The sequence below is a fragment of the Pseudomonas sp. R4-39-08 genome (assembly GCF_003852275.1).
Classification (GTDB): Bacteria; Pseudomonadota; Gammaproteobacteria; order Pseudomonadales; family Pseudomonadaceae; genus Aquipseudomonas.
This window is the reverse complement of sequence record NZ_CP027733.1, coordinates 61,801-74,309: the sequence shown is the minus strand read 5'-3', so window position 1 is coordinate 74,309 and position 12,509 is coordinate 61,801. Positions and strand designations below refer to the sequence as shown.

Here is a 12,509-nt window from a genome sequence, read left to right as displayed (position 1 = left end):
CAGCCAACCAAAGAATTAAGCCGGAATCGCCTTGGCCTTAGGCTCCCGATCCCAGACCCGATGCTGGGCAATCGCGGCGAAGAACGCCTTGAACGCCTTGGCATCCGCACCCACGATCAACCCCGCATCCGCCTCCAGCTTCAGCAGATCCAACAAAGGCTTCACGTCACTGGCCACCGCGATAGCCTTCAGGTGCTTGTACGCTTCCAGCACGTAGTGCAGCGCCACACCGTCGCCGCTCAGCGCTTTGACCGACTCTTTACCGCCAGGGATAAACACTGCGTCAAACGCAATGGACGGCATGCCTTCCATCGACGCATCCACCGGCAGCGACTTGCCATCGGCGGTGGTCACAGGCGCCGAGGTCGGCCCCAGCAACTTGGCATGCGCACCTTCAGCCTCAAGTGCGGCTTTGAGTGCATCAATCGCTGCACCGTCCACGCCGTTAGCCGCCAGAATCGCCACTTTGCGCGTCTTGATGTCGCCGGACAGCAAATTCACCTGGCTCAATGCCGGCGATTGCTTCAACGACGTTTCACGTACCGGCACCGTGCCCTTGGTCGGCGCTGGCAGGCCCAGGTTCTGCGCCACGCGCTTGGCCAGTTCCAGGTCGATGTTGGCCAGGATTTCATTCACCTGGCGGGCACGAATATGTTCGCGCTCGACCTTGCCCAACTCGAAGCTGTAGGCGGCGATGATGTGCTCTTTCTCGTGGTGGCTCATGCTGTTGAAAAACAGCGTGGCCTGGGAGAAATGGTCGCCAAACGACTCACTGCGCTCGCGGACCTTGTTCGCATCGATGCGCTCGTAGTAGGACTCAAAACCGCCGTCGGTTGGACCTGCCGGCGTTTCCTTCGGCCACCCGCCGTCGATGGAGTTCGGCTCGTAGGCTGCGCGGCCCTTATCGATCACGCTGCGATGCAGGGCATCGCGCTGGTTGTTGTGGTTCGGTGCGACCGGGCGATTGATCGGGATCTCATGAAAGTTCGGCCCGCCGAGACGGCTGATCTGGGTGTCTGTGTAGGAAAACAGACGGCCTTGCAGCAGTGGGTCGTTAGTGAAGTCGATGCCCGGCACGATATGGCCTGGGCAGAACGCAACCTGCTCGACCTCGGCAAAGAAATTGTCCGGGTTGCGGTTAAGCACCATCTTGCCCAGCGGGGTGATCGGCACCAGTTCCTCTGGGATGATCTTGGTCGGGTCGAGCAGGTCGAAGTCGAACTTATGCTCGTCTTCTTCTGCAACGATCTGCACGCCCAGTTCCCATTCGGGGTAGTCGCCGCTCTCAATCGCTTCCCACAGGTCGCGACGGTGGTAATCGGTATCTTTACCCGCCAGCTTTTGCGCTTCGTCCCACACAAGCGAGCAGGTACCGACCTTTGGCCGCCAGTGAAACTTCACAAAGCTCGATTTGCCTTCGGTGTTGATCAAACGGAAGGTATGCACGCCGAAACCCTGCATTGCACGCAGGCTTTTCGGAATGGCGCGGTCAGACATCGCCCACACCACCATATGCGCCGACTCCGGTACCAGCGAGACAAAGTCCCAGAACGTATCGTGGGCCGAGCCGCCTGTAGGAATCTCGTTGTGCGGTTCAGGCTTAACGGCGTGCACGAAATCAGGAAACTTGATCGCGTCCTGAATGAAGAACACCGGCATGTTGTTGCCCACCAGGTCGAAGTTGCCTTCCTCGGTGAAAAACTTTACGGCGAAACCGCGCACGTCACGCACCGTGTCACCGGAACCGCGCGGCCCCTGCACCGTGGAAAAACGCGCGAACACCGGCGTTTTATGCTCCGGAGTGCGTAGGAAACCAGCCTTGGTCAGCGCCGAATGGTCGCCGTAGCTCTGGAAATAGCCATGGGCGCCGGTGCCACGGGCATGCACGATGCGCTCCGGGATGCGCTCATGGTCAAAGTGCGTGATTTTTTCACGCATGATGAAATCTTCCAGCAGCGAAGGGCCACGAGCGCCGACCTTCAAGGTGTTCTGGTTGTCGGAGATTTTCACGCCCTGGTTGGTGCGCAGGGCCTGGCCGGTCGCATCGGAACGGAATTCTTCCAACGCCTGCAATTTGGTGTTGGTATTGCCTCGGTCCAGGGTATCGGTACCCGCGAGTTCACTCTTCGGCGGGGTGCCTGGCTTCTTGGTACTCATCAGTCAAAACTCCTTAGTCAAAGTGGCCAGAGCGGTCCCCGGCTCGTTTGAATGAAGCCCCGGGCACGGCACCCGGAACATCGCATTGCTTAAGTAGTGACTGACAGCGTTATGAGCCGTTCCCTTTTTATGACCTTCTGTCTCGTTATTGCCAAATCGCAGGATGGATACGAAATAAATGCTAAGAATCACTGGATGGACAGGCTAAAATGCGCGCCCGGCTAACCGCTGATCCCTTTTCCATGCGCCCCACAAGGTTCGCTACGTGATCGAGTTTCAAAACGTCCATAAAACCTACCGCGTCGCCGGTAAGGATATTCCCGCCCTGCACCCCACCAGCCTGCGCGTCGAAAACGGCCAGGTGTTTGGCCTGATTGGCCACTCGGGCGCGGGAAAAAGTACCCTGCTGCGCCTGATCAATCGCCTTGAAGAGCCCAGTGGCGGGCAGATCAGTGTCGACGGCGAAGAAGTCACCGCACTGGATGCCAACGGCCTGCGCCGTTTCCGTCAGCAAGTCGGCATGATTTTCCAGCACTTCAACTTGCTGGCGTCCAAGACCGTTGCAGACAACGTGGCGCTGCCGCTGACATTGGCCGGCGAATTGTCGCGCAAGGAAATCGACCTGCGTGTCGCCGAGCTGCTCGCCCGCGTCGGTCTGTCGGACCACGCCCGCAAGTACCCGGCGCAATTGTCTGGCGGCCAGAAACAGCGCGTCGGCATCGCTCGCGCCCTGGCGACCAAACCCAAGATTCTGCTGTGCGATGAAGCCACCAGCGCTCTGGACCCGCAAACCACCGCGTCGGTCCTGCAGTTGCTGGCGGAAATCAACCGCGAGCTGAAGCTGACCATCGTGTTGATCACCCATGAAATGGACGTAATTCGCCGCGTGTGCGACCAGGTGGCCGTGATGGACGCCGGCGTGATCGTCGAGCAGGGCTCGGTGGCCGACGTGTTCCTGCATCCCAAGCATCCGACCACCAAGCGCTTCGTCCAGGAAGCCGAACAGGTCGATGAAGGCGAGCAGCACGATGACTTCGCCCACGTACCGGGCCGTATCGTGCGCCTGACGTTCCAAGGGGACGCGACCTACGCGCCATTGCTGGGTACCGTCGCCCGTGAAACGGGGGTGGACTACAGCATCCTTGCCGGTCGTATCGACCGCATCAAAGACATCCCCTATGGGCAATTGACCCTCGCCGTCACCGGCGGTGACATGGAAGCCGCGTTTGCGCGCTTCACCGCCGCTGACGTTCATATGGAGGTGCTGCGCTGATGGACGTTTTCCTGAGCTTCTTTGCCAACATCGACTGGTCCGAAATCTGGCTCGCCACCGGCGATACCATGACTATGTTGTTCGGTTCGCTGTTCTTCACGGTCGTGCTGGGCCTGCCGTTGGGTGTGCTGCTGTTCTTGACCAGCCCACGTCAGCTGTTCGAGCAAAAAGGCTTGTACGCGCTGCTGTCGTTGATCGTGAACATCCTGCGCTCGCTGCCGTTCATCATCCTGTTGATCGTGATGATTCCGTTCACCGTGCTGCTCACTGGCACATCGCTGGGCGTAGCGGGTGCGATTCCGCCGCTGGTGGTGGGCGCCACGCCGTTCTTTGCGCGCCTGGTGGAAACCGCCCTGCGTGAAGTGGACCGCGGCATCATCGAGGCCACGCAGTCGATGGGTGCCAGCACGCGCCAGATCATCATCAACGCGTTGCTGCCCGAGGCACGCCCCGGCATTTTTGCGGCAATTACCGTAACGGCGATTACACTGGTTTCCTACACGGCGATGGCCGGCGTGGTCGGTGCCGGTGGCCTGGGCGACCTGGCGATCCGTTTCGGTTACCAGCGTTTCCAGACCGACGTGATGGTAGTCACCGTGGTGATGCTATTGATCCTGGTGCAAATTCTGCAGACCGTCGGCGACAAGCTGGTGGTGCACTTTTCTCGAAAATAACGGCCATGGCCGGCCTGGTGCCGGCAGATGCCCGAACAAGGAGCTTGCTGGATGAAAAAACTACTGGTTGCTTTCGCCGCCGTTGCCGCGTTTTCCGCCCACGCCGAGACCCTCAAGGTCGCCGCCTCGCCAGTGCCGCATGCAGAAATCCTGGAATTCGTGAAACCCGCGCTGGCCAAAGAAGGCGTGGACCTGCAGGTCAAAGTCTTTACCGACTATGTGCAGCCGAACGTACAGGTGGCTGAAAAGCGCCTGGACGCCAACTTCTTCCAGCACCAGCCGTACCTGGATGAATTCAACAAGGCCAAGGGCACTCACCTGGTGAGCGTCGGCGGCGTGCACCTGGAACCGCTGGGCGCGTACTCGAGCAAATACAAGAAGCTGGACGAGCTGCCGGACGGCGCCAATGTGGTGATCCCGAACGACGCCACCAACGGCGGCCGCGCCCTGTTGCTGCTGGCCAACAACGGCCTGATTACCCTGAAGGACCCGACCAACATCCTGTCGACCACCAAGGACATCACCGGTAACAGCAAAAACCTGAAGTTCCGCGAACTCGAAGCCGCCACCCTGCCGCGCGTGCTGACCCAGGTCGACCTGGCCCTGATCAATACCAACTATGCGCTGGAAGCCAAGCTGGACCCGTCCAAGGACGCCCTGGTGATCGAAGGCAGCGACTCGCCTTACGTGAACATCCTGGTGACCCGTGAAGACAACAAGGATTCGGACGCGGTGAAGAAGCTGGTAGCCGCCCTGCACACACCTGAAGTGAAGCAATTCATCGAAGAGAAGTACAAAGGCGCGATCAAGCCAGCGTTCTGATTCAACGCGGACGCAGAGCGTGGGAACGATCTCCAATACACTGGAGATCAAAATGTGGGAGGGGGCTTGCCCCCGATAGCGGCGGGTCAGTCAACATCTTCATCGACTGACATCCTGCTATCGGGGGCAAGCCCCCTCCCACATTTGTTTTGTGTCGTGAGCTATTTACGCTGCAGCAGCCCCGGCAACTGCGCCACCAACTTCTGGTTATTCAACGGCGCGCGAATGAACCCGCGCTGGGTACCGTCCGGCCCGATCAGCGCCAGGTTGCCGCTGTGATCGACGGTGTAGTTGGGCTTGCTGGTGTCCGCCGGGATGAACGGGATGCTCACCGCATTCGAGACCGTCTGCACCTCCTGCACATTCGCACCGGTCAGCCCCTGGAACTGCGGATCGAAATAGCCCAGGTACTGCTTGAGCTGGGCCGGGGTGTCGCGGTTCGGGTCGACGCTGACCAGGATCACTTGCAACTTATCCACCGCGTCCTTGGGCAGTTCGCTCTTGATCTGGCGCAGCTGGGCGAGGGTGGTCGGGCAGATATCCGGGCAGAAGGTGTAGCCGAAGAACAGCAGGCTCCACTTGCCTTTCAGCTCATCGACCAGCACCGGCTGGCCGTCCTGGTTGGTCATGCTCACCGCAGGCAGCTGGCGACTTTGCGGCAGCAGGATGATGCCGGCGTCGATCAGCGCAGTGGGATCGCCCTGGCCTTTGCCCGATAGCACCTTGTTGACAGTCAGGCCCATGATCAACGCCACCAGGGCCACGAGAATGAAGACAGTTTTCTGAGTTCGAGTCATAGGTTCAACAGTAGGTAGTGGTCGACGAGCAGGGCGATAAACAGTAGCAGCAGGTACCAGATGGAGTACTTGAAGGTGTTGATCGCCGCGTGCGGCTGGCTGCCACGGTACAGCACCCAGGCCCATTGCAGAAAGCGCCCGCCCAATACCAGCGCACAGACCAGGTACAGCAACCCGCTCATATGGATCACATAGGGCATCAGGCTCACCGCCAGCAGGGCAAAGGTGTAGAGCAGGATATGCACCTTGGTGTAATGCTCGCCGTGGGTGACCGGCAGCATCGGGATGTCAGCCTTGGCGTACTCCTCCTTGCGGTGAATGGCCAGCGCCCAAAAGTGCGGCGGCGTCCAGGCGAAGATGATCAACACCAGCAGCAGGGGCTCGGCGCTGATATGCCCGGTTACCGCGACCCAGCCCAACAGCGGCGGCGCGGCGCCGGCCAGGCCACCGATGACGATGTTCTGCGGCGTCGCGCGTTTGAGAAAGCCGGTGTAGATCACCGCATAGCCCAGCAACGAGGCCAACGTCAGCCATGCCGCCAGCGGGTTGGTAAAGGCCAGCAGCAGCGCCAGGCCCGCCACCGCCAGCAACAACGCAAAAGCCAGTGCCGCAGCCGGCGAGACGCGCCCCTCGGCCAATGGCCGTTTGTGCGTACGCGCCATCAACGCATCAATGCGCCGGTCCACCACATGATTGACCGCAGCCGCCGCGCCCGCACACAAGGCGATGCCCAGGTTGCCGAAAACCAGCACCGTCCACGGCACTCCGGCGCGAGTGGCGAGGAACATGCCCACCAGCGAGGTGATCAGCATCAGCACCACCACCTTCGGCTTGGTCAGCTCCAGATAGTCGCGCCAGATAGCCTGGCCGTGACCCGCGCCGATCAAGGACGCCATGGCATCTCTCCTTTAAGGGTTATCAGGCCCGATACCTGTTTGCGCGGAATAAACCGCCAGGCAATCGGGCGTGGAACGCGCACCCGGACCAGGCTGGTACGCGCGTGATAATTGACCAGTACCAGGCTCAGCAATAGCGTCGCGCCCCCGGCGTTGTGAGCCACCGCCACCGGCAGTGGCAAGCCGAACGCCACATTGCTCAGGCCCAGGCTGATTTGCGCCGCCAGGGCGATCAACAGCAAGCCCGCCAGGCGCGTCATGCCCACCGCGCGCAATTGCCAGGCCAGGCCCAGCAGCACCAGCGTGACCAGCACCGCCCCGACGCGATGGGTGAGGTGAATGGCCGTACGCGCATCGCTGTCCAGTTGCCCGCCGAGGTAGTTAGGGCCGATATGCTGGGTCAGGTGAAAGCCGTTGGCAAAGTCCGCTGCCGGCCACCATTGGCCGTGGCACGTTGGCAAATCGACACAGGCCACCGCCGCGTAGTTGGAGCTGACCCATCCGCCCAGCGCAATCTGCCCGATCACCAGCACCAACCCCGCCGTTGCCCAATATTGCAGGCGCCTGGGCACGATCAACGCGGGCAACACACCGGACAAGCGCAGGGTCAACAGGAACAGCAGGCTCAAGGTGGCAAAGCCGCCCAACAGGTGCCCCGTCACGACTTGCGGCCACAGCTTGAGGGTCACCGTCCACATGCCGAACGCCGCCTGCGCGATCACCACCATCAACACGAACAGCGGTAATTTCACCGGCTGGCCGGGGTCGCGTCGGTGGCTCCACGCACGCGCCGCCAGCAGCGCGATCAGCAGGGCGAGGGTGCCGGCAAAGTAGCGGTGAGTCATCTCGGCCCAGCCTTTGTCGGCCTCCACCGGCGTATCCGGATAATGCAGCTCGGCATGGGCCAACTGGGCTGCGCTTTGCGGCACGCTGATAAAGCCGTAGCAACCCGGCCAGTCCGGACACCCGAGGCCGGCATGGGTCAGGCGGGTATAGGCGCCAAGCAACACGACGATCAGCGCCAGCAAGGTGGCAAACAACGCGAGGCGAAATCCAGGCTTGGCCATGATGATGCCCTTATCCGATGTTTGACAGTTTCAACAGCAGGCGCAGGTCGTTGAGCAAATCCTTGCCGTTGACCTTGGCGTCGTAGCGCAGCACCAGGTTACCGTGGGGGTCGACGATCCACAGGTGCGCATCCCCCGGCGCGGCGGCATTGCGATTGAAGGTCGACAGGTCCAGTGAGTAGCGTTGCAATTGCGGGTACTCGGCCTTGAGCCTGGCGTCGTAGTCGGTAGCGACCGGCTGCGCACTGGCCAGCGCGTGGCTGGCGCGGGACGCATCGCGACCGAGGCCGATCTGCAGTTGGCGCGCGAGGTACACCAGTTGCTGGCATTCGGCGGCGCAAGCGGCGGGGGCGGTGACCAACAGTTGCCAGCGCTGCTCATCGGCCTGCACGCCGATGTCGGCGCGGGTCTGGCCGTTACCGATCATTTCACCGTGATAACTGCGATTGTCCGGCACCCAGAACTGCAGCTTGTACATAAAGGTCGCCAGCACCATCGGGCCCACCACCATCAGCAGAATCAGGATCAGCTGAAAGCGGCCTTTACGCCGGTCCGGCGCCTCAGACATGTTGAGTGGATTCATGGCGGCTCCCATGGTGCTTCTCCTTTGCGTTGTGCCATCCGAGGTAGAGGTAAAGCGCCAGCAGCGCCAGTGACATGGCAAACCACTGCACCGCATACCCCAGGTGTTTTTCCGGGCCCATGGCGACCACCGGCCAGGTGGTGTCGTAGGTACCGGGGCCGGCTTCGGCGCGCAGCTCGTAGGCGAACCCGCTGCGGCGCAATTCAGCCCACAGCGCGCCGGGATGCAACGCGGTCAACAGGCGCGGCCACTGCGCGGTTGTGGGGTCGACGCGCAATTGGAAGGTTTCGCCAGGGGCGACGTACACCCAGGCAACGAGACTCACCGGTTGATCCGGGGTGGTGAAAAGCGGTGGCGTGCGGCGGTCCGGCCAGGGCAGCCAACCGCGATTGAGCAACAACCACAGGCCGCTGGCCTGGTCATGGAAGGGTTGTAACAGCTCAACCCCGGCCCTGCCGTCGCGCATACGGTTGTCGAGCAGCACGCTGTGTTCGGCATCGAAGTTGCCGTGCAGACGAACCCGGCGGAAGGCTGGGTCGGCACTGGCTGCAAGCTGCTCGCTGCCCAGGGGCTCGGCCGCACGCCGCTCTGCGTAAGTGTCGACCAAGCGCTGTTTTTCCTGACCGCGCGACAGTTGCCAGAAGCCCAGACCGACCATCAACGGCAGCAACAGCAGCACCACCAAGGTCGGCGCGATGCCGGGCCGCAGGCGCTGCCTGGCACTGGCTATACTGAATCTCATTGCCCCCTCCCCCTGAAGCCCGGAGCCAGACCATGCTCAAAGCCGCCATTGCCCTGATGCTGATCGCGACTGTCGCGAGCCTGTTCAGTGGCTTGTTCTTCCTGGTCAAGGACGAGGGCCGTTCCAACCGCCTCGTCACTGCCCTGACCGTGCGTGTCGTGTTGGCCGCCATCACCGTCGGGCTGATCGCCTGGGGCTTTTTCAGTGGCCAGTTGGTCTCGCATGCGCCGTGGTAGAACGGTTCACAGCACATACACAAAGAAAAACAGCCCGATCCACACCACGTCCACGAAGTGCCAATACCAACTGGCCGCCTCGAAACCAAACTGGTGCTCGGCATTGAAATGCCCCTTCAGGATGCGCATCAGCATCACAAACAGAATGATCGTGCCGATGGTCACGTGGGCACCGTGAAACCCGGTGAGCATGAAGAACGTCGCGCCGTATACGCCCGAACCCAGCGTCAGGCCCAGCTCTTTATAGGCGTGGATGTACTCCTCGGCCTGGAACCCGAGAAACGCCAGGCCCAGTAGCACGGTGAGCGCCAGCCAGATCTTCAGCGCGCCGCGGTGCCCTTTGCGCAAGGCATGGTGGGCGATGGTGATGGTCACGCTGGAACTCACCAGCAGGATAGTGTTTACCAACGGCAGGCCCCACGGGCTGATCGTGCCCTTGGGTGCCGGATACAGCTTGGGGTCCGGGTTGTTCAGCAAGGGCCAGGCGAATTCGAAATTCGGCCACAGCATATGCGCGACGCCCTTGGGTCCCTCACCCGCCAGCCATGGCCCCGCCCAAGTACGCACATAGAACAGCGCGCCGAAGAACGCGATGAAAAACATCACTTCGGAAAAGATGAACCAGGTCATGCCCCAGCGAAACGAACGGTCCATTTGCGCACTGTACAAGCCGGCGCGGCTTTCCTTGATCACCGCACCGAACCAGCCGAACAGCATGTAGGCCAGCAACAGGCCACCGACGAAGAAGATCCACGGGCCGTGGGATTCCGGGCGTAACGCCTTGAGGTCGTTGAACCACACGGCCAGCCCATACACGGTGACCAACAGGCCAATCGTGGCAATGATCGGCCATTTGCTTTGCGCTGGTACGTAGTACGTATCATGAGTCGACATGTATTCGCTCTCCTGATTGAGCGGGCAAACAGTAGCTAGCCGCCGCTGTGGGCCGCCACGGGCGGCTGGCGCGCAGTGATATCAAACAGCGTGTAGGCCAAGGTCAAATGCTTCACATCCTTGGGCATGGCGCGATCGACGATGAAGCGCACTGGCATCTCGATACGTTCGCCTGGCTGCAACACTTGCTGGGTGAAGCAAAAACACTCGGTCTTGTGGAAGTACATCGCCGCTTCGGCCGGGGAAATGCTCGGCACCGCCTGGGCGGTCATCGGTTTGTCAGTCGGGTTGTACGCGACGAACAGCATCTCGGTCACAGCACCCGGGTTGACCACCACCTCGTCGGCCTTGGCATAGAAATCCCAGACCATATCGATGGCGTTGGTCGACATGAACTGCACCCGCACCTGGCGCGATGGGTCGACGACCTGCTCGCCCTCGTACTGCCCGCCGGTCTTGCCGTTGATGCCGAATGCCTTGCACATCACGTCATAGATCGGCACCAGGGCGAAGCCGAAGGCGAACATCGCCAGCACCAGGATAAGCAGGCGCGTGACCAGGCGCTTGAGGGGCACGGAGTCAGCCATGACGCCCACCCGGGGTGATTGAAATCAATGTGGGAGGGGGCTCGCCCCCGATGGCGGTTTTACAACCCATGATGAGGGTGGCTGACACACCGCTATCGGGAGCAAGCCCCCTCCCACAGTGACCGCGTTCGCAGCGCGCAAAGGTATTCATTTCACCTCCGGCGGCGTGGTGAAGGTGTGGTACGGCGCAGGCGAGGGCACGCTCCACTCCAGGCCTTCGGCGCCATCCCACGGTTTGGCCGGCGCGGGCGGGCCGCCGCGGATGCACTTGATCACGATGAACAGGAAGAAAATCTGCGTGGCGCCGAACATGAACGCGCCAATGGACGAGACCATGTTGAAGTCGGCGAATTGCAGGTTGTAGTCCGGCACCCGGCGCGGCATGCCGGCCAGGCCCACGAAGTGCATCGGGAAGAACGCCATGTTCATGCCCACGAAGGACAGCCAGAAATGCAGCTTGCCCAGGGTTTCGTCGTACATGTGGCCGGTCCATTTCGGCAGCCAGTAGTAGGCCGAGGCGAAGATGCCGAAGATCGCGCCGGGTACCAGCACGTAATGGAAATGCGCCACCACGAAGTAGGTGTCGTGGTACTGGAAGTCCGCCGGCGCGATCGCCAGCATCAGCCCGGAAAAACCGCCGATGGTAAACAGGATCACGAAGGCCACCGCGAACAGCATCGGCGTCTCGAAGGTCAGCGAGCCTTGCCACATGGTGCTGACCCAGTTGAACACCTTGACCCCGGTGGGCACCGCAATCAGCAGGGTGGCGTACATGAAGAACAGTTCGCCCACCAGCGGTATACCGACCACAAACATATGGTGCGCCCACACGATGAACGACAGGAACGCAATGCTGGCCGTGGCGTAGACCATTGAGGTGTAGCCAAACAACGGCTTGCGCGAGAAGGTCGGGATGATCGAGCTGACGGCCCCGAACGCCGGCAGGATCATGATGTACACCTCAGGGTGGCCAAAGAACCAGAACACATGCTGGAACAGCACCGGATCACCACCGCCCGACGCGCTGAAAAAGCTGGTGCCGAAGTGGATATCCATCAGCATCATGGTCACGCAACCGGCCAGCACCGGCATCACCGCAATCAGCAGGAACGCGGTGATCAGCCAGGTCCACACGAACAGCGGCATTTTCATCAGGGTCATGCCTGGCGCGCGCAAGTTGAGGATGGTCGCGACCACGTTGATCGCGCCCATGATCGAACTGATGCCCATCAGGTGGATGGCAAATATGAAGAAGGTCACGCTTTCCGGCGCATAGGTGGTGGAGAGCGGCGCGTAGAACGTCCAGCCGAAATTCGGCCCGCCGCCGGGGCTGAACAGGGTCGAGACCAGCAACAGGAACGCCGCCGGCAGCAGCCAGAAACTGAAGTTGTTCATGCGCGGCAGGGCCATGTCCGGTGCGCCGATCATCAACGGGATCATCCAGTTGGCCAGGCCGACAAAGGCCGGCATCACCGCGCCGAACACCATGATCAGGCCATGCATGGTGGTCATCTGGTTGAAGAACGCCGGCTGCACGATCTGCAGGCCGGGCTGGAACAGTTCGGCGCGAATCACCATGGCGAACGAACCGCCCAGCAGGAACATGGTGAAGGCAAACCACAGGTACATCGTGCCGATGTCTTTATGGTTGGTGGTCAGTACCCAGCGCATCAACCCCTTCGCGGGGCCGTGGACGTGGTCGGCGTGACCATGGTCATCGATCACAGTGCTCATGACCGTTCTCCTGCAAGCGAGTGGGCGGGACGGGTCTGGACGGTGGC

At 61.3% G+C, this 12,509-nt stretch carries 13 protein-coding genes; 4 read left to right on the top strand and 9 right to left on the bottom strand.

What is annotated here, in order from left to right; all coding sequences use genetic code 11:
• Window positions 1–15: 15 nt before the first annotated feature.
• Window positions 16–2,157: a catalase HPII gene (gene katE, locus C4J88_RS00355; RefSeq protein WP_124405915.1), complete on the bottom strand. Its 2,142-nt coding sequence runs from the start codon at window positions 2,155–2,157 to the stop codon at window positions 16–18.
• Window positions 2,158–2,422: 265 nt separating this feature from the next.
• Here katE and C4J88_RS00350 point away from each other — a divergent pair, with 265 nt between their 5' ends.
• The 3 genes from C4J88_RS00350 to C4J88_RS00340 are packed head-to-tail and all read left to right on the top strand — an operon-like array spanning window position 2,423 to window position 4,926.
• Complete coding sequence (locus C4J88_RS00350; protein WP_124402596.1) at window positions 2,423–3,430, top strand: methionine ABC transporter ATP-binding protein; 1,008 nt, start codon at window positions 2,423–2,425, stop codon at window positions 3,428–3,430.
• Window positions 3,430–4,104, top strand: coding sequence for a methionine ABC transporter permease (locus tag C4J88_RS00345; protein ID WP_124365287.1), 675 nt, complete (start codon window positions 3,430–3,432; stop codon window positions 4,102–4,104). Before C4J88_RS00350 ends, C4J88_RS00345 begins: the two co-directional genes overlap by 1 nt.
• A 51-nt stretch (window positions 4,105–4,155) precedes the next feature.
• Window positions 4,156–4,926 carry a MetQ/NlpA family ABC transporter substrate-binding protein gene (locus C4J88_RS00340; protein WP_124405914.1) on the top strand — a complete coding sequence of 257 codons (771 nt, stop codon included), beginning with the start codon at window positions 4,156–4,158 and terminating at the stop codon, window positions 4,924–4,926.
• A gap of 161 nt (window positions 4,927–5,087) precedes the next feature.
• On the opposite strand, the gene C4J88_RS00335 is transcribed toward C4J88_RS00340, so the two are convergent.
• From C4J88_RS00335 to C4J88_RS00315, 5 genes are read right to left on the bottom strand one after another with little or no spacing between them, the layout of a single operon-like run.
• Complete coding sequence (locus C4J88_RS00335; RefSeq protein WP_124360632.1) at window positions 5,088–5,723, bottom strand: SCO family protein; 636 nt, start codon at window positions 5,721–5,723, stop codon at window positions 5,088–5,090.
• Window positions 5,720–6,619, bottom strand: coding sequence for a heme o synthase (cyoE, locus tag C4J88_RS00330; RefSeq protein WP_124365285.1), 900 nt, complete (start codon window positions 6,617–6,619; stop codon window positions 5,720–5,722). The genes C4J88_RS00335 and cyoE overlap by 4 nt, the downstream gene beginning before the upstream one ends.
• Window positions 6,607–7,686, bottom strand: coding sequence for a heme A synthase (locus C4J88_RS00325; protein ID WP_124405913.1), 1,080 nt, complete (start codon window positions 7,684–7,686; stop codon window positions 6,607–6,609). Before C4J88_RS00325 ends, cyoE begins: the two co-directional genes overlap by 13 nt.
• 10 nt (window positions 7,687–7,696) lie before the next feature.
• Window positions 7,697–8,281 (bottom strand): hypothetical protein, encoded by a 585-nt coding sequence (locus C4J88_RS00320; protein WP_124365284.1) that lies wholly within the window; start codon window positions 8,279–8,281, stop codon window positions 7,697–7,699.
• Complete coding sequence (locus C4J88_RS00315) at window positions 8,247–9,011, bottom strand: SURF1 family protein (protein WP_124365283.1); 765 nt, start codon at window positions 9,009–9,011, stop codon at window positions 8,247–8,249. The genes C4J88_RS00320 and C4J88_RS00315 overlap by 35 nt, the downstream gene beginning before the upstream one ends.
• A 32-nt stretch (window positions 9,012–9,043) precedes the next feature.
• On the opposite strand from C4J88_RS00315, the gene C4J88_RS00310 reads away from it, so the two are divergent.
• Window positions 9,044–9,247, top strand: a complete 204-nt coding sequence (locus tag C4J88_RS00310) for a twin transmembrane helix small protein (protein ID WP_124365282.1) — start codon at window positions 9,044–9,046, stop codon at window positions 9,245–9,247.
• A gap of 6 nt (window positions 9,248–9,253) precedes the next feature.
• Here the strand turns inward: C4J88_RS00310 and C4J88_RS00305 are convergent, their stop codons facing one another.
• The 3 genes from C4J88_RS00305 to ctaD form a co-directional block, all read right to left on the bottom strand.
• Window positions 9,254–10,141 carry a cytochrome c oxidase subunit 3 gene (locus tag C4J88_RS00305; protein ID WP_124365281.1) on the bottom strand — a complete coding sequence of 296 codons (888 nt, stop codon included), beginning with the start codon at window positions 10,139–10,141 and terminating at the stop codon, window positions 9,254–9,256.
• A gap of 35 nt (window positions 10,142–10,176) precedes the next feature.
• Window positions 10,177–10,728, bottom strand: a complete 552-nt coding sequence (locus C4J88_RS00300) for a cytochrome c oxidase assembly protein (protein WP_124405912.1) — start codon at window positions 10,726–10,728, stop codon at window positions 10,177–10,179.
• Between the two features lie 147 nt (window positions 10,729–10,875).
• Window positions 10,876–12,462 carry a cytochrome c oxidase subunit I gene (gene ctaD / locus C4J88_RS00295; protein WP_124405911.1) on the bottom strand — a complete coding sequence of 529 codons (1,587 nt, stop codon included), beginning with the start codon at window positions 12,460–12,462 and terminating at the stop codon, window positions 10,876–10,878.
• Window positions 12,463–12,509: the final 47 nt, after the last annotated feature.

Coding starts and splice junctions, on each gene's coding strand:
- C4J88_RS00340 (WP_124405914.1), top strand. CDS start 4,156: ATGAAAAAACTACTGGTTGCTTTCGCCGCCGTTGCCGCGTTTTCCGCC.
- C4J88_RS00335 (WP_124360632.1), bottom strand. CDS start 5,723: ATGACTCGAACTCAGAAAACTGTCTTCATTCTCGTGGCCCTGGTGGCG.
- C4J88_RS00315 (WP_124365283.1), bottom strand. CDS start 9,011: ATGAGATTCAGTATAGCCAGTGCCAGGCAGCGCCTGCGGCCCGGCATC.
- C4J88_RS00345 (WP_124365287.1), top strand. CDS start 3,430: ATGGACGTTTTCCTGAGCTTCTTTGCCAACATCGACTGGTCCGAAATC.
- cyoE (WP_124365285.1), bottom strand. CDS start 6,619: ATGGCGTCCTTGATCGGCGCGGGTCACGGCCAGGCTATCTGGCGCGAC.
- C4J88_RS00320 (WP_124365284.1), bottom strand. CDS start 8,281: ATGGGAGCCGCCATGAATCCACTCAACATGTCTGAGGCGCCGGACCGG.
- C4J88_RS00305 (WP_124365281.1), bottom strand. CDS start 10,141: ATGTCGACTCATGATACGTACTACGTACCAGCGCAAAGCAAATGGCCG.
- C4J88_RS00310 (WP_124365282.1), top strand. CDS start 9,044: ATGCTCAAAGCCGCCATTGCCCTGATGCTGATCGCGACTGTCGCGAGC.
- katE (WP_124405915.1), bottom strand. CDS start 2,157: ATGAGTACCAAGAAGCCAGGCACCCCGCCGAAGAGTGAACTCGCGGGT.
- ctaD (WP_124405911.1), bottom strand. CDS start 12,462: ATGAGCACTGTGATCGATGACCATGGTCACGCCGACCACGTCCACGGC.
- C4J88_RS00300 (WP_124405912.1), bottom strand. CDS start 10,728: ATGGCTGACTCCGTGCCCCTCAAGCGCCTGGTCACGCGCCTGCTTATC.
- C4J88_RS00325 (WP_124405913.1), bottom strand. CDS start 7,686: ATGGCCAAGCCTGGATTTCGCCTCGCGTTGTTTGCCACCTTGCTGGCG.